Below are 21609 nucleotides of genomic sequence, written 5' to 3'. Positions count from 1 at the left end.
TTCATCGGAGGTGGCTATGACGACGTCGGTACGTGGAGACCAATTGGCCCGCCTGCTCGGCCGGTGGCACGCACTGCCGGGCCGCCGCCGCAGCCCCGACTACGCCGCCCTGGCCGCCGCCGTCCGCGGGCTGCTGTCCGACGGGCGGCTCGCGCTCGGCGTCCGGCTGCCCGCCGAACGGGAGCTGGCCGAGGCACTCGGAGTCAGCCGCACCACCGTGTCCGCGGCGTACCGGAACCTCCGCGAGACCGGCCACCTCACCAGCCGGCGCGGCGCCGGAAGCTGGACCACCCTGCCGCACGGCCACCGGGTGGCCACCTCCGGCCTGTGGACGCCCGACGACGACCTCGACATGATCGACCTCGGGGTGGCGGCCTCCGCGGCACCGGTCGAGCTGGTGCCGGCCGCCCGCGCCGCCGCCGACGAACTGCCCCGCTACCTGGGCAGCGCCGGCTACCACCCGACCGGGCTGCCCGAGTTGCGGGCCGCCGTCGCCGAGGCGTACTCGGCCCGCGGCGTGCCCACCTCGGCCGAGCAGATCCTCGTCACCAGCGGCACCCAGCAGGCCCTCGACCTGGTGTTGCGCCTGTCCGTGCCGGTCGGGGCGCCGGTCCTCGTCGAGACGCCCACCTACCCGAACGCGCTGGCCGCCCTCGCCGCCCGCCGCGCCCGGATCAGCACCCACGGCATCGACATCGAAGCCGGATGGGACGGCGAGATGCTGCTCGGGGCGCTGCGCCAGACCCGGCCGCGGATGACCTACGTGATCCCCGAATTCCACAACCCCACCGGCCACCTGATGCCGGCCTCCCTGCGCGAACGCCTCGTCGCCACGGCACACGCCACCGGCACCGAACTGATCGTCGACGAGTCGTTCGTGGACCTTCCCCTCGACGGGGAGCCGATGCCGCCGCCGGTCGCCGTCTTCGACCGGCACTCCCGGGTCACCTCGATCGGCGGCATGAGCAAGGCGTACTGGGGTGGCCTGCGGATCGGCTGGGTGCGCGCGTCCGCCCCGGTCGTGCAGCGGCTGGCCGCCATCCGGGTCGGCGTCGACATGGCCAGCCCGGTTCTGGAGCAGCTCGTCGCCGTACAGTTGCTCCGCCTCTCCGCGGAGATCGTCGCGGCGCGCCGGGCCCAGCTGCGGTTCCGCCGCGACGCCCTGATCGCCGAACTCCGCGACCGCCTCCCCGAATGGCGTTTCGTCACCCCCACCGGCGGCGTCACCCTCTGGGCCGAACTCGACGGCCCCATCTCCAGCGCCCTCTCCCGCGCCGCCGAGGACGTCGGCGTCCGCTTGGCGCCCGGCCCCCGCTTCGGCCTCGACGGCACCCTCGAACGCTTCCTGCGCCTACCCTTCACCCTCCCGGCCGACGACCTGGTCGAAGCCGTCCGCCGCATCGCCTCCGTCCGCCACGACCTCGACCACGCCACCGGCCCGTCCTGGCGCACCCCCGCCGTCATCGCCTGACCCCGGCCGGCCCACTCGGTCTCCGCGGCTGGTCGCGCTTCTTCACACCCGTTTCCGGTACGGGCTGCGCCGCCCCGCCGCATCCCGGCCGTCCCGCCGGCGCCACGCGAGCATCTGCCGTCCCCCGCCTGTGCCGCGCCCGCCGGGCTGAGCTCGGTGGTCCAGCCGCGCGCGATCACCTGCCGGGTCGAGGCCGCGGCGCGCCCACCGGCTGACCGGCGTTCCGGCCGGTCCGTTCTCCGGCGGCTGTGCACTGTGGTCGATCCCGCCCGGCCGGTCCTGGCGGCTGTCTCGAAGCGCTCGAGACAGCCGGCGTGTTCGGCGGGATCGTTTCGAGGGTTTGAGGCGGCCGGTCAGATCAGCCAGGCGCCGTCGCGCATCAGGGTGCGGCCGCGGATCTCGTCGACCTCGCGCCAAGCCTGGACGCGGTCCGGGCGCAGGACCAGGAAGATGTACGACGGGCCGGCCGTGCGCGGATCCCAGTCGTTCTGCCCGGCGTAGGCCTCGCCGATCCCGGGCGCCTCGGAGACCGGAACCCAGCGGTCCAGCACGGCGTCGATCATGATGACGTCACGGGTGGGGCCGAGCCCGACACGCGCCTTGCCGGTGGCGATCAGGCTGCGGGCGGTCGGCGACTCCCGATCCGTGGCCAGGACGATCCGGTCCTCGTGCCAGGCGAGGGTGAGCGGCACGAGATACGGTCCGTCGGTCGCCACCCAGGCGTCCACCACCGGGGCCGCGAGGCGGGCGAGGGTGTCGGCCTTGCGCTGGGCTCGTGTTCTCACGGCATCGCTCATGGCCGCCAGCCTAGACGCGCTCCCGATCTTGCCGACTGGCGCTCATCGCTGTCTCGGCGGGTTTGAGATGTCTCTGCGAGCCGGCGGGACCCCGGGGCGTGCGGTGTCAGCCGCCCGGTCGGGCGGGACCACCGATCTACGCCCGGCGGGCGCGGCACGGGCTGGGGTACGGCAGGTGGTCGCGTGGTGCCGCGGGACGGGCGGGGTTCGGCGGGGCGGCGTACGCCGTACCGGGAAGGGGGTGGGAAACGAACGACGGCCGGCAGGCCCTGATGGACCGCCGGCCGTCGCTGAGGTCGGGTCAGATCTGGGCGAGAGTGCCCGCGTACATCTTGTCGATCTCGTCGGAGAAGTTGGCCTCGACGCTGCGGCGCTTGATCTTCATGGACGGGGTGACCTCGCCCGCCTCGATGCTCAGGTCGCGCGGGAGGAGGGTGAACTTCTTGATCGTCTCCCAGCGGTTGAGCTTGCCGTTGAGCTCCTGGATGTAGCCCTCGACCAGGGCGATCGTCTCCGGCGCGGCGACGATCTCGGCGTAGGTCTTGCCGGCCAGCGGGCCGGACGCCGCCCACGTGGTGATAGCTTCCTCGTCGAGGGCGATCAGCATGGTGACGAAGTTGCGGTTCTGGCCGATGACGACCGCCTGCGAGGTGTACGGGCAGACCGCCTTGAACGAGCCCTCGATCGCGGACGGGGCGATGAACTTGCCGCCCGACGTCTTGACCAGGTCCTTCTTCCGGTCGGTGATCTTGAGGTAGCCGTCGGCGTCGATCTCGCCGATGTCGCCGGTGCGCAGGAAGCCGTCCTCGGTGAACGCCTCGGCGGTGGCCTCCGGCAGGTTGTGGTAGCCGCGCATCACCGGGGCGCCGCGCAGCAGCACCTCGCCGTCGCTGTCGATGCGGACCTCGAGGTCGCCGAGCGGCTGGCCGACCGAACCGATCTTGAGCTTGCCGCGGCGGTTCACGAAGTTGGCGGCGCAGGCCTCGGTCATGCCGTAGCCCTCCAGGATCTGGAGGTTGGCCGCCGCGAAGAACTCGGAGATGTCGCGGCTGAGCGCCGCCGAACCACTGACCAGGACCTTGATGTTGCCGCCGAGCTTGGCCTGGAGCTTGGAGAAGACCAGCTTCTCGGCGATCGAGTACTGGAACGCCAGGCCCGCCGGGATCGGCTTGCCGGCCTGCTGGAGGGCCACCCGCTTCTTGCCGGTGGCGACCGCCCAGCTGAAGATCTTCGGCTTCAGGCCACTGCCGGAGAGGCCGCTCGTGACGGTCTTGTTGTAGACCTTCTCGTAGATGCGCGGCGGGGCGCACATCAGGGTCGGCTTGATCACCGCGAGCAGGTCGATCAGCCGGTCCACGCGGCCGTCGACGTAGGTCGGGACGCCGACGTGCAGGATGCCGCAGAGCAGCGTCTTGCCGAACGCGTGCGACATCGGCAGCCACAGGTAGTGCAGGTCGGTCGGGGAGAACAGGCCGAGGCTCTCCTGCGCGACGCCCTCCCATGTCCAGCCGCGGTGCAGCAGCTCGACGCCCTTGGGGCGGCCGGTGGTGCCGGAGGTGTAGATCAGGGTGGCCAGGGTGTCCGGGCCGAGCTGGGCGACCACGTCGTCGATGAGGCTGGGCTCGCGGGTCAGCGCCTCGGCGCCGAGCTGCTCCAGGTCGGCGAGCGTGATCTGCGGCGGGGTGGCGCCGGCGTCGGCCGGGCCGTCGATCAGCACCACCTTGGTGATGGCGGTCTCCGTGCCGGAGATCTTCAGGGCCTGCTTCGCGTTCTCCGCGATCAGGACCTTCGAGCCCGAGTCGGACACGATGAACGCGGTGTCCTCCGGCTCGGTGGTCGGGTAGACCGTGGTGGCGGCCGCGCCGGCCACGTTGATGCCCAGGTCGGCGAGGATCCACTCGAGCCGGGTGTTGGACAGGATCGCGACCCGGTCCTCCAGGCCGACACCGAGCTCACGCAGGCCGGCGCCGATCGCCTTGACCCGCTCGCCCACCTGCCGCCAGGTCAGCCACTCGGCGCCGGTGTCCGTCGCGTTCGGCCCGGCCAGGGCCTGAGCGTCGGGGGTCTTGGCCACGCGCTGGAAGAGCATGTCCGGGATCGACCGGTAGGGAACCTCGAGAGCCATCGGGCGCCGCCTTCAACCTGAACGGGGGGTAGGTAACGTGAGTGTTACCGCACAGTAATGGGCGCACGGCATCACCGGAAGAGTCTGTAACAATCGCTCTCATCCTAGTCAGCGGACGGGCCGGGTCCAGAGCACCGCACATCTCGCATTAGGTTTGCCGCCATGACATTCCTGGTGATCGGCGGTACCGGCATCGACACCGTGGTGCCGGTGGCGGACCTGCCCGTGCTCGGCGCGGACTCGGCGCGGCCGCAGGGACCCATCCTCGATCACGTCTCACACACCGGAACATGTGTGGCGCTGGCGTTGCGGGCGCTCGGTGAACGGGTCTCGGTGATCGACACGGTCGGTGACGACGAGCCGGGCGGCCGGGTCCGGGCGGCCTTCGCGGAATGGGGCATCGGTCTGCGCGCCGCGCCCGCCCCGGCCGGCACCCGCCGGGCGGTCAACCTGATGAGCCCGGACGGCCGGCGGCTGTCGCTGTACGACGGGCGCGACGTCCCCGGATACCGCCTGCCGGTGGAGTACTACCGGCCGCTGCCGGCGGACGTCCGGCACGTCCACGTGACGATCATGGACTACGCCCGGCACCTGCTGCCCCCGCTGCGTGAAGCCGGTGTGTCGATCTCCACCGACCTGCACGACTGGGACGGCGAGAACCCGCACCACCGGGACTTCGCGCTCGGCGCCGACATCGTCTTCGTGAGCGGCGTGCAGCTCGCCGACGGCGCCGCCGAGCGGATCCTGACAGAGGGCGTGGCCACCAGGGTCGTGGTGACCAACGGCGGCAAGGGTGCCGACCTGTACACCCGGGACGGCGTGACGCACCGGGACGCGGCCGACCCCGGCGCGCCGATCGTGGACACCAACGGCGCCGGCGACGCGTTCGCGGCGGCGTTCCTGTCCGCCTGGCTGTCCGGCGCCGGCGACGACGACTGCATGGACCGGGCGGTCATCGCCGGGGCGTACGCGTGCACCGCCCCGGTCGGCGCCGGCTCGTTCATCGACCGGGACACCCTCAGCGCCCGCCGGATCTGACCCCGCCTACGCCGAGGACTCCTCGCGAACCGTCTCCGGGCTCACCGAGGAGGCCCGGCCGCGGCCGCTGACCGCCTGATGGAGCACCGCGCCACCGGCGATCACCAGGCTGAACAGCGCCGGCCACCCGTTGAGCCAGAGCAGCCCGCCGACCGCCACGAACGCGATCCCGGCCACCACCCGCGACCCGCCGGCCGGCAGCAGGCGCAACGCGGCCGCCGTGCCGATCACGTACACCAGCGTGAAGCAGCCGGTCACCAGCAGGGCGGCGGTGTGCAGGTCGAGCGGCAGCAGGACGGCCACGATGCTGCCCAGGAGAATGAGGGTCAGCGACCGGCGCTGGGTGCCGAACACCCGGGCCGGCAGGGCGCCCTCGGCCGCCAGCGCCGCGCCGAGACGGCTCGCGCCGGCGAAGTACGCGTTGACCGCCCCGAGGGTGAGCACCACCGCCACGATCGCGGTGACGATCCGGACCGGGCCGCCCAGGCCGATCGCGAGCAGGTCGGCCAGCGGCGCCCGGCTGCCGGCCAGCGCCGGGCCCAGGGCCAGCACACTGACCGTGGCGACGGCCAGATAGAGGACACCGACCACGGCGACCGCGATCAGGGTGGCGCGGGGCACGTCGCGGCGCGGGTTCCGGTACTCCCCGGACAGTGAGGACAGCGCCTCCCAACCGGCGAAACCCCACACCAGCAGGGCCGCGGCGGCGCCGATCCCGGTCCAGCCGTGCGGGGTGAACGGGGTCAGATTCGCGAGGTCGGCGTGCGGCAGGGCGGCCACCACGGTGACCACCAGCAGGGTGGTCAGGCAGATCGACAGGGCCAGCTGGACCCGGCCGGAGACGCGCAGACCGAACCAGTTCATCGCGTACGCCGTACCGACGATCGCCAGGAAGGCGGCCAGTTCGGTGAACCGGCCGCCGCCCAGGACGCCGGAGACGTACCCGCCGGTGAAACCGACCGCGACCGGCGCGCCGAGCGGGACGGCGAAGTAGAAGCACCAGCCGACCGCGGCCGCCACCCGCCGGCCGAACGCCATCTGGGCGTAGGTGGACACCCCGCCGCCGTCCGGGTAGCGGGCGCCGAGCGCCGCGAAGGTCCAGGCCAGCGGGGCGGACAGGACGATCAGGACGAGCCAGGCGACGAGCGAGGCGGGGCCGGCGGCCTCGGCGGCGAGCGCCGGCAGCGAGATCAGCCCGGTGCCCAGGACGGCACCGACGGAGAGCGCCGCGCCCTGGGCGACGGACAGGTTGGAGCGAGGGGACATGGGCTTGAACCTAGGACCGGACCGGCCTGTCGATCGAGCCAATTCCCGGCGCCTCCGATGGGCCGCTCAGATGCCCAGGCGGGCGGTCCGGAGCCGTTCCGCCACCTCGGGCGGGCCGTCGACGGTGACCCGGGCGGCCCGCTGCCGGCCGAAGAAGAACACCGCCAGCTCGCCGACGTCACCGGCGACCCGGACCTGCGGGTCCGCGCTGTCACGGACCGCCGGGAACCCGGCCGGCTCGATCGCGGCGGTGACACCGAGACGGCGCAACCCGGCCTTGGCGATCAGCCGGACGTTGCGCCAGAGAGCGGCCTCCAGCTCCCGGTCCAGGGTGCGGGGCTGCCACGTGCCGCCGCCGCGCCGGACGTCCTCGTGGTGGATGAACATCTCCATGGTGTTGGCCAGCGGATCGACCAGCGGGTTGCTCACCGGGCTCCACACCGGCGGGGTGCGCAGCTGGGCGATCAGTTCCGGGTACGGCAGGGCGGCGCGGGCCAGGCGCACCCGCTCCCCGTACCCGGCCAGCGGGCGGATCAGCAGCCCCGCCGCGGAATCCGGCCGCCGGTCCCGGACCACGATGTGCGCGGCCAGGTCCCGGGTGGTCCAGCCGGTGCAGAGCGTCGGCGCGTCCGGTCCCTCACTCGACAGCAGGTCGGCGAGCGCCGCCCGCTCGGCGCGGGCATAGTTGGTCATCGGTCGATGGTATGCAGAACGACCTGCTCCCCGGTGACCGGCGGGAGACAGGAACCCGCACTGCACGCGGCGTATCCGACGGTCACCTCGTGCTGATCGCCCGCTCCGGCCCGGACCGGCACGGTGAGCGTGACCGGCCCGTCGGGATAGACCGGCACCACGAGGCCGAGGCCGGCGGGTCGCAGCTCGGTGACCGCCCGGTCGGCGGTGACCGGCCCGGTGGGGGTCAGCGCGCCGCCGGGCCGCGCCACGGTGGGGAAGCCGATGCCGTCCACGCCCCCGGCCGGGAGGTCCATGCTGTACAGGTGGAAGCCGTCGGGCGGGGTGAAGGTGGCGGTGAGCAGGCCGGCGCGTACGGCGAGTTCCACGGTGACGCCTCCGCCCTCGTAGCGGCCGGCCATCTCGGGCACCGGCGCCGGTGAGGCGGAACAGGCGCTCAGCGTCAGGATCGCGAGCACCGCGGCGAGGGCCCTCACTTCGCGGCCGGCGCCCACCGCGTCAGGAACGCGTCGACGTCGGCCGCGGCCATCGAGCGGGCTGACGCGAACGAACCGTCGTTGGTGGCCACCTTCACCTTGCCGGCCGGGGTGAGCACCACGAGTGCCGGGATGCCGCTGCTCTCCAGGTCCACGCCGACCCGGTCGGCCACGTCCAGGTTGCGGTCGAACTCGCCGACGTCGACGCTGACCACCTCGAAGCCGGCGACCAGCTTGGCGTTCACCGCCGGGTCGGCGGACAGCTTGGTGAGCACCCGGCAGTCCAGGCACCAGTCGGCCCCGAAATCGACGATCACGTTGCGCCCGGACTTCCCGGCCGCGGCGAGGGCCTTGACGATGTCGTCCTCGGCGTCCCGCCCGGCGTCGTAGTCGCCGAGCAGCACGGACGGCCCGGCCGGTGACGTGGCGGTGGACGGGGACGAGGCGGTGGGGGCCGCGGACGAGGAGTCGTTCACCGAGGCGGCCGGGGACGGGCCGGTGCCGCAACCGGCCAGGACCAGCGCCGCGAGCACGGTCGGAAGCAGCGTACGCCGCATGGGAGCCCTTTCATAGATGATCATGCGGCGGGGAGCTTAACCGGCCGGTCGCGTGGTCGCCGCCCGGTGTCCGGGTGGCTGCGGAGGCAGACGGTGTAATTGTGGCCACACTGTAAACGGCCGGTGTGGGCGGCAGGATGGACGGGTAAGGCCGGTCGCGCCGGCGAACACTTACCAGTCAGGTAGGACATTGAGCAGCGGTACCGGCAACGACGTGCTGGGACGGGGACTGCGGGTGCTCGGGAAAGCGATCCGGGCGGAGCCACGGCTCTTCGTCGTCAGCTCGCTGGGCAGCAGCCTCTTCGGACTTCTCATCGTCGCCAACTCGTACGTCGTCGGCTTTCTGATCGGCCATGTCGTGGCGCCCGCCTTCGCCGCACACCGGGTGAGCGCCGCGGGCCTCGCGCTGGCCGTCGCGGCCCTGCTGGGGATCAGCGGGCTGCGGGTGGCGAGCATCTTCGCCCGCCGGCTCGGGGCCGGGTTCATGCAGTTCCGGCTGCAGGCGCGGTACCGGCGGGCGGTGACCCGCCGCTATCTGTCGCTGCCGCCGGAGTGGCATCAGCGGCACGCCACCGGCTCGCTGCTGTCCAACGCCGGCTCCGACGTCGAGGCGGCGTTCGCGCCGATCGCGCCGCTGCCGTTCGCGGTCGGCACGATCGTGATGCTGCTCGGCGCGATGATCACGCTGTTCGCCACCGACTGGGTGCTGGCCATGGTCGGTGTCGCGCTGTTCCCGGCGCTGTTCGCGCTGAATTTCTTCTACTCGCGGCGGATGTCGCCGCGGCAGATCCACGCCCAGCGGATGCGGGCCAAGGTCGCCACTGTGGCGCACGAGAGCTTCGACGGCGCCCTGGTGGTCAAGACGATGGGCCGGGAGGCCGACGAGTCGCGCCGGTTCGCCGTCTTCGTCACCGAGCTGCGCGACGCCCTGGTCGCGGTCGGCCGGCTGCGCGGCGTCTTCGACCCGCTGATGGAGAGCCTGCCCAGCGTCGGCACCCTGGCCGTGCTGGTGCTCGGCACCTGGCGGTTGCAGACCGGCGCGGTCACCGTGTCCGAGGTGATCAGCGTGGCCTTCCTGTTCACGGTGCTGGCGTTCCCGGTGCGCGCGATCGGGTGGGTGATCGGCGAGCTGCCGCGCAGCGTGGCCGGATGGGACCGGGTCCAGGCGGTGCTGTCGGCGGAGGGCGATCTCCGGTACGGCGAGGGCGAGCTGCCCGGCGACGGCCCGGCCGAGCTGCGGTTCGACCGGGTCGGTTACCGGTACGCGGGCGGGCCGCCGGTGCTGTCCGAGGTGAGTTTCACCGTACCGGCGGGCCGGACGGTGGCCCTGGTCGGCGCGACCGGCTCCGGCAAGTCCACGATCGCCGCGCTGGCGTTGCGCCTGGTCGACCCGGATTCCGGCAACGTGTCCCTCGACCGGGTGAAACTGCCCGACCTGTCGGCGGCGGCGCTGGCCGGGGCGAGCGCGCTGGTGCCGCAGATCCCGTTCGTGTTCGACGACACGGTCCGCGGCAACGTGTCGCTGGACCGGCCCGGCATCGGCGACGACGACGTGTGGGCGGCGCTGCGGCTGGCCCAGGCCGAACGGTTCACCGGCGGGCTGCCGGAGCGGCTGGACACCGCGGTCGGCGAGCGCGGCACCTCGCTGTCCGGCGGGCAGCGGCAGCGGCTCACCCTGGCCCGGGCGCTGGCCGGGCGGCCCCGGCTGCTGGTGCTCGACGACGCCACCAGCGCGGTCGACCCGCGGGTGGAGGCGGCCATCCTCGGCGCGCTGCGTGCGGCGGGGACGTCGCTGCTGGTGGTGGCGTACCGGCGGGCCAGCATCGCGCTCGCCGACGAGGTGGTCTACCTGCATCAGGGCCGGGTCGTGGCGACCGGCACGCACCAGGAGCTGATGGCCACCCAGGAGGGGTACCGGGAACTGGTCACGGCGTACGAGAAGGCGGACAAGTGAGCGAGCTTGCGAGCGAACCATCGGGCTCGGTTCTGAACTCATGTCGGCGCCGGAGCGAAGCGGAGGTGACGGCATGAGCGACGTCGGGACTTTCTCCACCCTGCGGCGCGGGCTGGCGCTGTCGCCGGAGCTGCGGACCGGGCTGGCCGGCACGATCGCGCTGGCGGTGCTCCAGATGGCCGGCCGGGTGTCGGTGCCGGTCGCCGTGCAGCAGTGCATCGACCACGGCATCAACGGCCCGTCCGGCCCGGACACCCGGATCGTGCTGGGCTACGTGTCGATCACCCTGATGGTGCTGGCCGTGTCGACGTTCTGCGGCTTCCTGATGACCCGGCGGCTGTTCACGGTCAGCGAGACGGCGCTGGGCGGGCTGCGGTCGCGGACCTTCCGGCACATCCATGACCTGTCGATGCTGCACCAGCAGTCCGAGCGGCGCGGTTCGATGGTCTCCCGGGTCACCGGCGACGTGGACCAGATCTCGGTGTTCCTGCAGACCGGCGGCGTGCAGCTGATGCTCGCCAGCGGTCAGCTGATCGTCTCCTCGGTGGTGATGTTCGCGTACTCGTGGCAGCTCACCCTGGTGGTGCTGCTCGCCTTCGGCCCGGCCGTGGCGGTGATCCGGCTGTTCCAGAGGCGGTTGGCGTCGGTCTACCGGACGGTCCGCGAGCGCAACGGCGTGCTGCTCGGCGCCGTCGCGGAGAGCGTGGTGGGCGCCACGGTGATCCGCTCGTTCGGGGTGGCCGGGCGCACCGGGAGGCGCATCGACACGGCCGTGGACGATCTGCGGACCGCCCAGCAGCGGGCCATGCGCACCAGCGTCACCAGCTTCTCCAGCGGGGAGATCGGCGCCGGCCTGGCCCTGTCCGGGGTGGTCGTCGTCGGCACCCTGCTCGGGGTGGCCGGTGACCTGACGGTCGGCCGGCTCACAGCGTTCCTGTTCCTGGTGACGCTCTTCATCCAGCCGGTGCAGATCGCCACCGAGCAGCTCAACGAGGCGCAGAACGCGGTGGCCGGCTGGCGGCGCATCCTGGACGTGCTGGACGTCGACCCGGACGTGGCGGACCCCGACGACGAGGGCGTGGAGCTGCCCGCCGGCCCGCTGTCGGTGCGCTTCCGGGACGTGTCGTTCCGCTATCCGGGCGGCCCGATCGTGCTCTCCGGCGTGGACCTGGAACTGGGGGCGCGGCGCAAGTACGCGGTGGTCGGCGAGACCGGCAGCGGCAAGACCACCTTCGCCAAGCTGCTCACCCGGTTGATGGACCCGGCCGAGGGCACGGTCCTGCTCTCCGGGGTGCCGTTGACCGCGGTGCGGTTCTCGTCGCTGCGGTCGCGGGTGGTGATGGTGCCCCAGGACGGGTTCCTGTTCGACGCGACGATCGCCGAGAACATCCGGTTCGCCGAGCCCGCGCTCACCGACGGGCAGCTGCGGGAGGCTTTCACGGAACTGGGGCTGGGGGACTGGCTCGCCGGCCTGCCGGCCGGGCTCGACACCCCGGTGGGGGAGCGCGGGGAGGCGCTCAGCGTCGGGGAGCGCCAGCTCGTCGCGCTGGTCCGGGCGTACGTCGCGGACCCCGACCTGCTGGTGCTGGACGAGGCGACCAGCGCCGTCGACCCGGCCACCGAGGTCCGTTTGCAGCACGCGCTCGAACTGGTGACCCGGGGCCGGACCACGGTCGCCATCGCGCATCGATTGTCGACGGCTCAGGCCGCCGACGAGGTCATCGTGGTGGATGCGGGCCGCGTCGTGCAACGCGGCCCGCACTCCGTCCTCCTCACCGAGGAGGATTCGATCTACGCCAAGCTCTACGCCAGCTGGTTGGAACAAACACGCTGACCGGCTTTCGTGGTGCGCCGGTGAGATGAGCGCGTCGCCCGCCGCGGCTGCACGGTTCGCGCAGCCGCGGCGAGAGGCCCGCCATTTCAGCGATTCAAGAGCCTGTTGCTTATCGGGCGTAGTACTCGACGACCAGCTGCTCGTCGCAGAGCACCGGGACCTCGGAGCGCTGCGGGGCACGGATCACCGTGGTGCGCAGCTCCTCGAGAACGGTCGACAGGTACGGCGCGGTCGGGCCGTCGATGTGGGTGCCGGTCGCCGCGATCTGGAACGGCGGCTTGGAGCGGCTGGTCTCCTTGACCTCGATGACCTGACCCGGCTTGAGCTTGTAGCCGGGGCGGTCCACCTTCTTGCCGTCCACGGTGAAGTGACCGTGCACGACCAGCTGGCGGGCCTGGTAGATGGTCCGGGTGAAACCGGCGCGGAACACCGTCGCGTCCAGGCGGCGCTCGAGCAGCGTGACCATCGTCTCGCCGGTCTTGCCCTCGGCCTTGTGGGCGGCGTCGTACGCGGCCCGCATCTGGACCTCGCTGATGTTGTACTGGTGGCGCAGGCGCTGCTTCTCGAGCAGCCGGACCTGGTAGTCCGAGCTCTTACGCCGGCCACGGCCGTGCACGCCCGGCGGGAACGGGCGCCGCTCGAAGTACTTGACGCACTTACGCGTCAGAGGGATGCCGAGAGCTCGGGAGAGCTTGGCTTTGGGTCGAGAGTTGTTCAACTGCGATCTCCTGTTACGGTAAGCCTTGCCTAACTTAGGTAAGCCTAACCGGTGCCCGGAGGTGCTCGTCATGCAACCCAGTCCCGCCGAGATCGCGCGCACGCTCGCCGCCGGTCACCTGCCCGCCGTCGCCCACATCGCCTGCCGTCCCGGCCCGACTCCGGTCCGGCACGTCACCGATGCACAGGGACGCGTGCTTCTGCTAGTGCCTAGCGAGGGTACCCTCGCCGGCGCTCTGCGCCCACAGGAGGGCAACGACGACACCGCCCTGGTACTGGACATCCGGGACGTTCCGCCGATGGCCTCCTCGCCCTCGCTGGGCCGGATCTGGGTCTCCGGCTGGGCCGCGAAACTGTCCGGCGACGACGCCCGGGCCGCGGCCCTGGACTACGCGGAAACCGACGCCTGCGGCGACCTGCTGGACATCGGCGACGGTCAGAGCCTCTACCGGATGGAGGTCGCCGAGGTCCGTCACGAGCGCAACGACAAGCTCGTCGAGATCGACCCGGACGACTACGCCGAGGCCACCCCGGACCCGCTGCGGACCGTCGAGTTCGACCTGATCGCCGACCTGGCCGATCACCACATGGCCGAGATGAGCGACTACGTCCGCCGTCAGCTGGGTGCGGCCGCCCGCCCCGGCGACGAGCCCAAGGTGGTACGGCTGGACCGTTACGGCTTCCTGGTCCGCATGGGCGGCCGCAGCGCCCGCCTCGCCTTCCCGCGCCCGGTCACCGACCGGCACGACCTGGCACACCTGCTGCACCCGGTCCTCTGCCGCCGCTGCTGCGACAGCGCCGCCTGAGGACCCCCTGATCGAGGCGGGCTCCCGCGGCCCAACCTTCTGCCGCCGTCAGGCCGCGGGAGCCCGGCCTCTGCCCTGCCACCCGGTGCCGCGGGTGGCAGGGCCCACTACTCTTCCGCGATTCCCGTCACAGGGACAGGATCCGGTCCAGGAATTCCCGGTAGCCGCGCATCGCCATCCGCATGCTCTCGGTGTCCGGCGTGCCGGTGCCGCGCAGCGGGTCGAGCTCGTCGCGCTCGGCGAGCAGCACCTCGGTCAGTTCGTTGACCGCGTCGGTGAGCAGGTCGTGCGCCCGGGTCAGGGCCCGCTCCGGGTCGTCGACGAACTCGGCCTTCACCTCGTGCCACGCCGCCCGGAAGTGCCGGGCCGCGTCCTCGTCCCAGATGGTCCGGCCGATCACCGGCTGCGGCTCCTCGGCGGCCGGTTCCGCGGCCGGCTCCTCCGCCTCCTCCTCACGGGCCCGGCGGCCCGCGCGGCGCACCGGCTCCACGTCCTCCAGGCTGGCCGAGCGGCGAGCCGACGGGATCTGCTCCTCGACCGCCTCCTCCCGGGCGCGCAGGCCCGGGATGCTCACCGTGAGGCCGCCCAGGGCGTCACCGCCGGGGAAGGACGGGAAATCGGGAGCGGCGGGAGCGGCCGGGGTGACCGAGGCCACGCCGTACGCCTCCGGCTGCCGGCCCAGGCTGTAGCCGGACGGGACGAACCCGAAGCCGCCCTCGGTTGCCGGCGGCAGGTCCGCGTAGCCGGAGGTGTCCTCGGCCGGCGGCCGGGTGGCCGGGATCTGCACCTGCGCCGGCGACACCGGGGCGGGCACCGCCGGGTCGGCCGGCTCGGCGTTCTGGCCCTCCGGGCCGCCCGGCTGGCCGGAGACCGGATGCAGGGTGCCGGCCGGGTGGTCCGGGGTGAAGTCGGCGACCGTGTACGGGTTCGGCGCGTAGGCCGGCGACACCGGGGCGCCGGAGACCGGCCCGTCCGGGACCGGCGTGACCGGCTGCGTGGCGCCGGGGACGCTGGCCCAGCCGGCGGCGGGCCGCTGCGGCTCCGCCGGGATCTGGCCCGGCGTCTCCTCGGTCGCCTCGGCCGCCGCGTCCGCGGCCGCGTCGCCGGCCGGCGCGTAGCCGGGCGCCCCTGCCCGTCCGTTCATGTCCTCACGTCCGTTCTCGTCGCTGGGTTCCGCCACCTCGGCGGCGTCCTGATCGGCGTCGGCGTCCGCCGTCGCCTCGCCGGCCGGCTCCGGGCCGTCCGGGGAGGCCTCGGGCTCCTCGTCGCCGTCCTCCGCCGCCACCGTCGCGGGATCGTCGCCGTCCCGGTCGCCGAAGAGGAACCTCCCGGCACGCCCGCCGAGGCCGAAGCCCCCGACGCCCTCGGGTTCGGAGGACTTTACGTCCTGCGGAGCCTCCGGCTCGTCGTCCGAAGGCACTGAGTGATCAGGATCGCCGTGCCTTTCCCGGGCCGGTGGACCGGGCGTCGGACGGCCGCCGGTGGACCCGCTCCGGGCGGCCGCGCGGTTCAGTCCGAACGGGTCCGCCGGGCTGCCCGCCGAGGCGATCGGCGCCAGCGGGGGGATGGGCCGGCTGCGGAAGGTGCCGAGCTTCGACCCGGCGAGCAGGTCGGCGGGCGTCTCCAGCGGCTCGGGCGGTGCGATGGGCGGCTCCGGATCATCCGTATCCGGACGGACCTGCCAGAACCGGGCGAGCCCGGGCGAGGGCCGCGTGTTGTCGTGGCTGGACGTCGGCTCCATTGGGGTTCACCACTCCCGTCGCGAGGCGGCGCCCGCCGGGATTGCCGCATGCCGCTGGTGGTGCAGGGCGGGCGCTCTGGGCGACGGTACCGCCCCGGATCGTCCCGCACATCCCCGGTTACCGGATCGTGGGCCCCGCAGCGGGTCGTTACGGCTTGCGGAGGCGATGGGGGAGAATCCAGTCCGTGCCCGAAGCTGAGACCATCCTCGACCCGGCGATCGCCGCCCGCCTCAAGCGCACGCCCGACGGTCTCGTCGCGGCGATCGTGCAGGAACACGGCACCGGCGACGTGCTCATGCTCGCCTGGATGGACGACGAGGCGCTGCGCCGCACGCTGACCACCGGCCGCGCCACCTACTGGTCGCGCAGCCGCGGGGAGTACTGGGTGAAGGGCGCCACCTCCGGTCACCACCAGCACGTCAAACGGGTCTCGCTGGACTGCGACGGCGACGCGCTGCTGGTCACCGTCGTGCAGACCGGCGCCGCCTGCCACACCGGCACCCACACCTGCTTCACCGACGACCTGTTGGAGGCACAGTGACCAGCGGAGCGACCGTCCCCGACGAGGCGGCGTTCGTCGCCACGAGGCGCCGGGTCGTCCCGGTCACCCGCAAGCTGCTGGCCGACGGCGAGACCCCGGTGGGCGTCTACCGCAAGCTGGCCGGCGGCCCGGGCACCTTCCTGCTCGAGTCGGCGGAGCAGGGCCTGGCCTGGTCCCGGTACTCGTTCGTCGGGGTGCGCAGCGCGGCCACCCTGGTCGAGCGCTACGGGCAGGCGGAGTGGCTCGGTTCGCCTCCGGACGGCGTACCTCTGGGGGGTGATCCGGTCGTGGCCCTGCGCGAGACGGTGGCCGCGCTGACCGGCGGCCCGGCCGCCGACGAGGCCCTGCCGCCGCTGACCGGGGGCATGGTCGGCTACCTCGGCTACGACCTGGTCCGCCGGTTCGAGCGGCTGCCGTCCACCGCGGCCGACGACCTGCGGCTGCCCGAGCTCGGCATGATGCTGGCCACCGACCTGGTGGTGCTGGACCACCACGAGGGCTCGGCGCTGCTGGTGGCCAACGCGGTGCTGCCGGAGGACGCCGACGACGCGGCCCGGCGGGCGGCCTACCACCAGGCCGTCGGCCGGCTGGACGCGATGACCACCGCGCTGTCGCGGCCCACGCCGCCGATGGTGTCGACGGTCGAGCGCCGCCCGGCCGGGGAGCCGGTCAGCCGGACCCTTCCGGGGGAGTACCAGAAGGCGGTCGAGGAGGCCAAGGAGGCGATCCGGGCCGGCGAGTGCTTCCAGATCGTGGTGGCGCAGCGGTTCGAGCGGCCCACCGACGCCGACCCGCTGGACGTCTACCGGGTGCTGCGGGCCACCAACCCGAGCCCGTACATGTACCTGCTGCGCTTCGACGACTTCGACATCGTCGGCTCGTCGCCGGAGGCGCATCTCAAGGTCAGCGCCAACCGGACGGCGCTGCTGCACCCGATCGCCGGCACCCGCTGGCGCGGCGCCACCCCCGAGCAGGACGCGGCGCTCGCCGCCGAGCTGCTGGCCGACCCGAAGGAACGGTCCGAGCACGTGATGCTGGTCGACCTGGGCCGCAACGACCTGGGCCGGGTCTGCGAGCCGGGCAGCGTCGAGGTGCCGGAGTTCGCCCGGATCGAGCGGTACAGCCACGTCATGCACATCGTGTCGACCGTGGTCGGGCGGCTGCGCGAGGACCGGTCGGCGTTCGACGCGCTGGCCGCCACGTTCCCGGCCGGCACCCTGTCCGGGGCGCCGAAGGTCCGGGCCATGGAGATCATCGAGAGCCTGGAGCCGACCCGGCGCGGCCTCTACGGCGGGACGGTGGGCTACTTCGGCTTCGCCGGTGACATGGACATGGCCATCGCCATCCGGACCGCGCTGATCAAGGACGGGGTGGCGTACGTGGGGGCCGGCGCCGGCATCGTGGCCGACTCCGACCCGGCCGCCGAGGAGCAGGAGACCCGCAACAAGGCCGCCGCCGTGCTGGCCGCCATAGCCTCGGCCGAAACCCTGCGCGCCGCCCGATGAGCCGCAAGGGTCCGCTGGTCGCGGTCGTCTCCTGCCTGGCCGGGGCCGGTCTCGCGCTCTACGCGGCCACCCGGGTGTGGGCGGTCCAGGTGGAGCGGCGGCCGGGCCTGTCCGACCTGCGGGCCGAGCAGACCGGCGCCGACGTGGAGCCCTGGCTGATCGGTCTGGCCGTGGTGGCGCTCGCCGGGACGGGCGCGCTGCTGGCCACCCGCGGCGTGGCCCGGCGGCTGCTCGGGGTGCTGCTGATCGGCGCCGCGGCGGGGATCGTGGCGGGCGCCGTGCTGGCCCGGGTCACGCTCGATCCCGGCGCGGCCGGGGCGGCCGGCTCGATCTGGCCGGTGCTGTGCCTGCTGGGCGGCGCGGCCGTCGCGGTGGGCGGCCTGCTGGCGGCGCGTCACGGCCATCTCTGGCCGGCCATGTCCGCCCGGTACGAGCGCACCGCGCCCACCGCCGCGGAGTCGGTGGACGGAACCCGGGAACTGTGGGACGCCCTCGACCGGGGGGACGACCCGACCGCGCGCGGCCCGGATCACCCGTAAGAGGTCCCCCGGAAGAGTCGGGTCAGACGGCGAGCGAGCGGGCGCGGCGGGGCCGGGCGGCCGGACGGGTGGCGATCATGGCGGCGACCGCGCGGGCGGTCTCCGCGCGGGCGGCGGCCCGGGCCCGGTCGGCCTGGATGGCGTCCCACGCGTTGTCGCGCGCGGTCCGCACGTTGTCCGATCCGACGACGGCGCGCTGCACCCCGGTGGCGACCTCGGCCGCGACGGACACCAGGACCCGTGAGACGGCGGCGAAATTCATCGGCTGGTTCAGCATGTCGGTGGCCATGGGTCGACTCCGCATCAATCGTCCGGCTGGCTGACGGCGTCCTGACGGCGCCGGGACAAGTCTGCCCGAGTCACATGATGGCCGAGTCCTATTTCCGCACGGTGACACCCGTGTCAACGCGGAGTGGCATCGGCCGAACGGTGGAAGTGCCCCAGCACAGCGGGGCGCGAGCGGCGTCACCATGTGAGGGATGAGACATCGGCGCCGGGCAGCCTGGCATTATGCCGCAGTCCATTCCGTGAGGCGCGCCATACCCCCAGGAGGCCGTCACACCCTGTCACCTCCTAGCATCAGGCCGAAGACACCCGGAGAGGGGAGTCATTAGGTGACATCCGATCAGGCGGAAGCGGGCGGTGGCGGACCCGCTCGCGGAGCGGCTTCGCAGAACGTGCTCGAGGAGATCCTCGCCGGCGTCCGGGAGGACGTGGCGGCGCGGCAGGCGGCGATGCCCCTGGAGAGGGTGCGCGAGCTCGCGGCGGCGGCGCCGCCCGCGATCGACGCGTACGCGGCGTTGCGCAAGCCCGGAGTGGCGGTGATCGCCGAGGTGAAGCGGGCGTCGCCGTCCAAGGGCGCGCTCGCCGACATCCCCGACCCGGCCGAGCTGGCCGGGGAGTACGCGGCCGGCGGCGCCCGCTGCATCAGCGTCCTCACCGAGGGCCGCTGGTTCGGGGGCTCGCTCGACGACCTCGCCGCGGTTCGTGCCGCGGTCCGGATCCCGGTCCTGCGCAAGGACTTCGTGGTCTCCAGCTACCAGGTGCACGAGGCCCGCGCGCACGGCGCCGACCTGGTCCTGCTGATCGTCGCCGCACTGGAGCAGAACGTTCTGGTCGGCCTCCTCGAGCGCATCGAGTCGCTGGGCATGACGGCCCTCGTCGAGGTGCACAACGAGGAGGAGGCGGATCGGGCGCTGGAGGCGAACGCGAAGGTCATCGGCGTCAACGCCCGGGACCTGCGCACCCTCCAGGTGGACCGGTCGGTGTTCGAGCGCATCGCGCCCGGACTTCCGCAGAACGTCGTGAAGATCGCCGAGTCCGGGGTGCGCGGCCCGCACGACCTGATCCGGTACGCGTCGGCCGGCGCCGACGCGGTGCTGGTCGGTGAGGGTCTGGTGACGCAGAAGTCGCCGCGCGACGCGGTGGCCGAGCTGGTCAACGCCGGCAACCACCCGGCGACCCCGAGGCCGGTGCGGTGAGCGCGCCGAGCCTGCCGGACCTGGCCGGGCACTTCGGCCGGTTCGGCGGACGGTTCGTGCCCGAGGCGCTGATCAAGGCGCTGGACGAGCTGGACGCGGCGTACCGGTCGGCGAAGCGGGACCCGGAGTTCCAGGCCCGCTTCCAGGATCTGCTGCTCAACTACGCGGCCGTGCCGTCGCTGCTGTACCGGGCGCCCCGGCTGTCCGAGGCGCTGGGCGCGGAGATCCTGCTGAAGCGGGAGGACCTGAACCACACCGGCGCGCACAAGGTGCGCAACGTGCTGGGCCAGGCGCTGCTCGCCAAGCGGATGGGCAAGCCCCGGGTGATCGCCGAGACCGGCGCCGGCCAGCACGGCGTGGCCAGCGCGACCGCGGCCGCCCTGCTGGACCTGGAGTGCGTCGTCTACATGGGCGAGACCGACACCCAGCGGCAGGCGCTGAACGTGGCCCGGATGCGGATGCTGGGCGCGACCGTGATCCCGGTGACCAACGGCTCCCGCACCCTGAAGGACGCGCTCAACGAGGCGCTGCGCGACTGGGTCTCCACCGTCGAGACCACCCACTACCTGCTCGGGACGGCGGCCGGGCCGCACCCGTTCCCGGAGCTGGTGCGCGACTTCGTGGGCGGCATCGGCGTCGAGGCCCGGGCCCAGTGCCTGGAGCAGCTCGGCCGGCTGCCGGACGCGGTGGCCGCCTGCGTGGGCGGCGGGTCGAACGCGATCGGCATCTTCCACGCCTTCGTGCCCGACGAGAGTGTCCGGCTGTACGGCTTCGAGGCCGGCGGCGACGGGGTGGAGACCGGCCGGCACGCGGCGTCGATCACCGGTGGGTCGGTCGGCGTGCTGCACGGCAACCGCACCTACCTGCTGCAGGACGACGACGGCCAGACCATCGAGTCGCATTCGATCTCGGCGGGCCTGGACTACCCGGGTGTCGGCCCGGAGCACGCCTGGCTGCACGACACCGGCCGGGCGGTCTACGAGCCGGTCACCGACGCCGAGGCCATGAGCGCGTTCCAGCTGCTCTGCCGTACCGAGGGGATCATCCCGGCGATCGAGAGCTCGCACGCCCTGGCCGGCGCCGCGAAGATCGCCCCGCGGTTGCGCGAGGAACTCGGCCGGACCCCGACGATCGTGGTGAACCTGTCCGGTCGCGGCGACAAGGACGTGCACACCGCCGGCGCCTACTTCGGCCTGCTGGACCAGGTGGAGACGGTCGTACCGGGGGAGAACACGTGAGTATCGCGCAGACGTTCGCGAAGGCGAAGGCGGAGAACCGCTCGGTGCTGGTCGGCTGCATGCCGGCCGGGTTCCCGACGGTCGAGCACAGCATCGAGCAGATGATCGCGATGCACGAGGCCGGCTGCGACGTGATCGAGGTCGAGCTGCCGTACTCGGACCCGGTGATGGACGGCCCGGTCATCCAGCGGGCCAGCGACATCGCGCTCGCCAACGGCGTCCGCACCCGGGACACCTTGAAGATCATCGAGGCGGTGGCGTCCGCGGGCGCCACGGTCGTGCTGATGACCTACTGGAACCCGATCGAGAAGTACGGTGTCGACGCGTTCGCCCGGGATCTGGCCGCGGCCGGGGCCACCGGTCTGATCACGCCGGACCTGATCCCGGACGAGGCGGCCGAGTGGATCGCCGCGTCCGACGCCCACCGGATCGACCGGACGTTCCTGGTGGCGCCGTCGTCGACCGACGAGCGGATCGCGATGACCCTGGAGAACTGCCGGGGCTTCGTCTACGCCACCGCGCTGATGGGCGTCACCGGCGCCCGCAAGGCGGTGTCCTCGCAGGCGCCCGAGCTGGTCGCCCGGATCCGGTCGATCGACCCGGAGATGCCGGTCGGTGTCGGCCTGGGCGTCGGCAACGGCAGGCAGGCCGCCGAGGTGGCCGCCTTCGCCGACGGCGTGATCGTGGGCAGCGCCCTGATCCGGTGCGTGCTGGAGGCGCCCGACCGGGCCGCCGGTCTGCGTGATCTGCGTGCCCTGAGCGCCGAACTGGCCGACGGGGTCCGGGACCGCTGAGCGAACAGGGCACCGGCCGGAAATAGCCGGTGCCC

The 21609-nt window shown here is 73.0% G+C and carries 20 protein-coding genes; 11 read left to right on the top strand and 9 right to left on the bottom strand.

Annotated elements, in window-relative coordinates; all coding sequences use genetic code 11:
• Positions 1 to 16: 16 nt before the first annotated feature.
• A complete protein-coding gene (yczR, locus tag J5X75_RS06640; RefSeq protein WP_208466387.1) occupies positions 17 to 1471 on the top strand; it encodes a MocR-like transcription factor YczR in 1455 nt (484 codons plus the stop codon).
• Positions 1472 to 1824: 353 nt separating this feature from the next.
• Here the strand turns inward: yczR and J5X75_RS06635 are convergent, their stop codons facing one another.
• Positions 1825 to 2268: a pyridoxamine 5'-phosphate oxidase family protein gene (locus J5X75_RS06635; RefSeq protein ID WP_208466386.1), complete on the bottom strand. Its 444-nt coding sequence runs from the start codon at positions 2266 to 2268 to the stop codon at positions 1825 to 1827.
• Between the two features lie 301 nt (positions 2269 to 2569).
• The gene (locus J5X75_RS06630) at positions 2570 to 4393 is read right to left on the bottom strand and encodes an AMP-dependent synthetase/ligase (RefSeq protein ID WP_208466385.1); all 1824 of its coding nucleotides are present in this window, start codon (positions 4391 to 4393) and stop codon (positions 2570 to 2572) included.
• 162 nt (positions 4394 to 4555) lie between these two features.
• On the opposite strand from J5X75_RS06630, the gene J5X75_RS06625 reads away from it, so the two are divergent.
• Complete coding sequence (locus J5X75_RS06625; protein WP_208466384.1) at positions 4556 to 5431, top strand: carbohydrate kinase family protein; 876 nt, start codon at positions 4556 to 4558, stop codon at positions 5429 to 5431.
• Positions 5432 to 5437: 6 nt separating this feature from the next.
• Here J5X75_RS06625 and J5X75_RS06620 read toward each other — a convergent pair whose 3' ends face one another.
• The 4 genes from J5X75_RS06620 to J5X75_RS06605 form a co-directional block, all read right to left on the bottom strand.
• Positions 5438 to 6697 carry an APC family permease gene (locus J5X75_RS06620; protein ID WP_208466383.1) on the bottom strand — a complete coding sequence of 420 codons (1260 nt, stop codon included), beginning with the start codon at positions 6695 to 6697 and terminating at the stop codon, positions 5438 to 5440.
• Positions 6698 to 6763: 66 nt separating this feature from the next.
• A complete protein-coding gene (locus J5X75_RS06615; RefSeq protein WP_208466382.1) occupies positions 6764 to 7390 on the bottom strand; it encodes a TIGR03085 family metal-binding protein in 627 nt (208 codons plus the stop codon).
• Positions 7387 to 7848: a protein-disulfide reductase DsbD domain-containing protein gene (locus J5X75_RS43995; RefSeq protein WP_208466381.1), complete on the bottom strand. Its 462-nt coding sequence runs from the start codon at positions 7846 to 7848 to the stop codon at positions 7387 to 7389. The genes J5X75_RS06615 and J5X75_RS43995 overlap by 4 nt, the downstream gene beginning before the upstream one ends.
• 14 nt (positions 7849 to 7862) lie before the next feature.
• A complete protein-coding gene (locus tag J5X75_RS06605; protein ID WP_208466380.1) occupies positions 7863 to 8447 on the bottom strand; it encodes a thioredoxin family protein in 585 nt (194 codons plus the stop codon).
• 166 nt (positions 8448 to 8613) lie between these two features.
• Between J5X75_RS06605 and J5X75_RS06600 the strand changes: the two genes are divergently transcribed.
• Together J5X75_RS06600 and J5X75_RS06595 are read left to right on the top strand one after the other, a co-directional pair.
• Positions 8614 to 10377 carry an ABC transporter ATP-binding protein gene (locus J5X75_RS06600; protein WP_238487403.1) on the top strand — a complete coding sequence of 588 codons (1764 nt, stop codon included), beginning with the start codon at positions 8614 to 8616 and terminating at the stop codon, positions 10375 to 10377.
• Positions 10378 to 10450: 73 nt separating this feature from the next.
• Positions 10451 to 12211, top strand: coding sequence for an ABC transporter ATP-binding protein (locus J5X75_RS06595; RefSeq protein ID WP_208466379.1), 1761 nt, complete (start codon positions 10451 to 10453; stop codon positions 12209 to 12211).
• A 109-nt stretch (positions 12212 to 12320) separates the two neighbouring features.
• Here J5X75_RS06595 and rpsD read toward each other — a convergent pair whose 3' ends face one another.
• Positions 12321 to 12929: a 30S ribosomal protein S4 gene (gene rpsD, locus J5X75_RS06590; RefSeq protein ID WP_183217478.1), complete on the bottom strand. Its 609-nt coding sequence runs from the start codon at positions 12927 to 12929 to the stop codon at positions 12321 to 12323.
• Positions 12930 to 12999: 70 nt separating this feature from the next.
• Between rpsD and J5X75_RS06585 the strand changes: the two genes are divergently transcribed.
• Positions 13000 to 13734 (top strand): DUF2470 domain-containing protein, encoded by a 735-nt coding sequence (locus J5X75_RS06585; RefSeq protein ID WP_208466378.1) that lies wholly within the window; start codon positions 13000 to 13002, stop codon positions 13732 to 13734.
• Between the two features lie 127 nt (positions 13735 to 13861).
• On the opposite strand, the gene J5X75_RS06580 is transcribed toward J5X75_RS06585, so the two are convergent.
• Positions 13862 to 15475 carry a hypothetical protein gene (locus J5X75_RS06580; RefSeq protein ID WP_208466377.1) on the bottom strand — a complete coding sequence of 538 codons (1614 nt, stop codon included), beginning with the start codon at positions 15473 to 15475 and terminating at the stop codon, positions 13862 to 13864.
• Between the two features lie 185 nt (positions 15476 to 15660).
• Here J5X75_RS06580 and hisI point away from each other — a divergent pair, with 185 nt between their 5' ends.
• Genes hisI through J5X75_RS06565 form a run of 3 tightly spaced genes read left to right on the top strand, consistent with a single transcriptional unit; the run spans position 15661 to position 18061 of the window.
• Positions 15661 to 16017, top strand: coding sequence for a phosphoribosyl-AMP cyclohydrolase (hisI, locus tag J5X75_RS06575; protein ID WP_208466376.1), 357 nt, complete (start codon positions 15661 to 15663; stop codon positions 16015 to 16017).
• Complete coding sequence (locus tag J5X75_RS06570; protein ID WP_208466375.1) at positions 16014 to 17522, top strand: anthranilate synthase component I; 1509 nt, start codon at positions 16014 to 16016, stop codon at positions 17520 to 17522. Before hisI ends, J5X75_RS06570 begins: the two co-directional genes overlap by 4 nt.
• Positions 17519 to 18061 (top strand): Trp biosynthesis-associated membrane protein, encoded by a 543-nt coding sequence (locus tag J5X75_RS06565; RefSeq protein ID WP_208466374.1) that lies wholly within the window; start codon positions 17519 to 17521, stop codon positions 18059 to 18061. The genes J5X75_RS06570 and J5X75_RS06565 overlap by 4 nt, the downstream gene beginning before the upstream one ends.
• 22 nt (positions 18062 to 18083) lie before the next feature.
• Here J5X75_RS06565 and J5X75_RS06560 read toward each other — a convergent pair whose 3' ends face one another.
• The gene (locus tag J5X75_RS06560; protein ID WP_208466373.1) at positions 18084 to 18350 is read right to left on the bottom strand and encodes a hypothetical protein; all 267 of its coding nucleotides are present in this window, start codon (positions 18348 to 18350) and stop codon (positions 18084 to 18086) included.
• Between the two features lie 388 nt (positions 18351 to 18738).
• Between J5X75_RS06560 and trpC the strand changes: the two genes are divergently transcribed.
• The 3 genes from trpC to trpA are packed head-to-tail and all read left to right on the top strand — an operon-like array spanning position 18739 to position 21574.
• Positions 18739 to 19542 (top strand): indole-3-glycerol phosphate synthase TrpC, encoded by an 804-nt coding sequence (trpC, locus tag J5X75_RS06555; protein ID WP_208466505.1) that lies wholly within the window; start codon positions 18739 to 18741, stop codon positions 19540 to 19542.
• Positions 19539 to 20780 carry a tryptophan synthase subunit beta gene (gene trpB, locus J5X75_RS06550; RefSeq protein WP_208466372.1) on the top strand — a complete coding sequence of 414 codons (1242 nt, stop codon included), beginning with the start codon at positions 19539 to 19541 and terminating at the stop codon, positions 20778 to 20780. Before trpC ends, trpB begins: the two co-directional genes overlap by 4 nt.
• Positions 20777 to 21574 (top strand): tryptophan synthase subunit alpha, encoded by a 798-nt coding sequence (gene trpA, locus J5X75_RS06545; protein ID WP_208466371.1) that lies wholly within the window; start codon positions 20777 to 20779, stop codon positions 21572 to 21574. The genes trpB and trpA overlap by 4 nt, the downstream gene beginning before the upstream one ends.
• The last annotated feature ends 35 nt before the right edge of the window (positions 21575 to 21609 follow it).

It is taken from the genome of Actinoplanes flavus, assembly GCF_017592555.1.
Classification (GTDB): Bacteria; Actinomycetota; Actinomycetes; order Mycobacteriales; family Micromonosporaceae; genus Actinoplanes; species Actinoplanes flavus.
This window is presented reverse-complemented; position numbering and strand designations above follow the sequence as displayed.

What these genes read in the sequence shown, in the direction of transcription:
- yczR (WP_208466387.1), top strand. Translation starts at nt 17, where the DNA reads ATGACGACGTCGGTACGTGGAGACCAATTGGCCCGCCTGCTCGGCCGG.
- J5X75_RS06635 (WP_208466386.1), bottom strand. Translation starts at nt 2,268, where the DNA reads ATGAGCGATGCCGTGAGAACACGAGCCCAGCGCAAGGCCGACACCCTC.
- J5X75_RS06630 (WP_208466385.1), bottom strand. Translation starts at nt 4,393, where the DNA reads ATGGCTCTCGAGGTTCCCTACCGGTCGATCCCGGACATGCTCTTCCAG.
- J5X75_RS06625 (WP_208466384.1), top strand. Translation starts at nt 4,556, where the DNA reads ATGACATTCCTGGTGATCGGCGGTACCGGCATCGACACCGTGGTGCCG.
- J5X75_RS06620 (WP_208466383.1), bottom strand. Translation starts at nt 6,697, where the DNA reads ATGTCCCCTCGCTCCAACCTGTCCGTCGCCCAGGGCGCGGCGCTCTCC.
- J5X75_RS06615 (WP_208466382.1), bottom strand. Translation starts at nt 7,390, where the DNA reads ATGACCAACTATGCCCGCGCCGAGCGGGCGGCGCTCGCCGACCTGCTG.
- J5X75_RS06605 (WP_208466380.1), bottom strand. Translation starts at nt 8,447, where the DNA reads ATGATCATCTATGAAAGGGCTCCCATGCGGCGTACGCTGCTTCCGACC.
- J5X75_RS06595 (WP_208466379.1), top strand. Translation starts at nt 10,451, where the DNA reads ATGAGCGACGTCGGGACTTTCTCCACCCTGCGGCGCGGGCTGGCGCTG.
- J5X75_RS06585 (WP_208466378.1), top strand. Translation starts at nt 13,000, where the DNA reads ATGCAACCCAGTCCCGCCGAGATCGCGCGCACGCTCGCCGCCGGTCAC.
- J5X75_RS06580 (WP_208466377.1), bottom strand. Translation starts at nt 15,475, where the DNA reads ATGGAGCCGACGTCCAGCCACGACAACACGCGGCCCTCGCCCGGGCTC.
- J5X75_RS06565 (WP_208466374.1), top strand. Translation starts at nt 17,519, where the DNA reads ATGAGCCGCAAGGGTCCGCTGGTCGCGGTCGTCTCCTGCCTGGCCGGG.
- J5X75_RS06560 (WP_208466373.1), bottom strand. Translation starts at nt 18,350, where the DNA reads ATGGCCACCGACATGCTGAACCAGCCGATGAATTTCGCCGCCGTCTCA.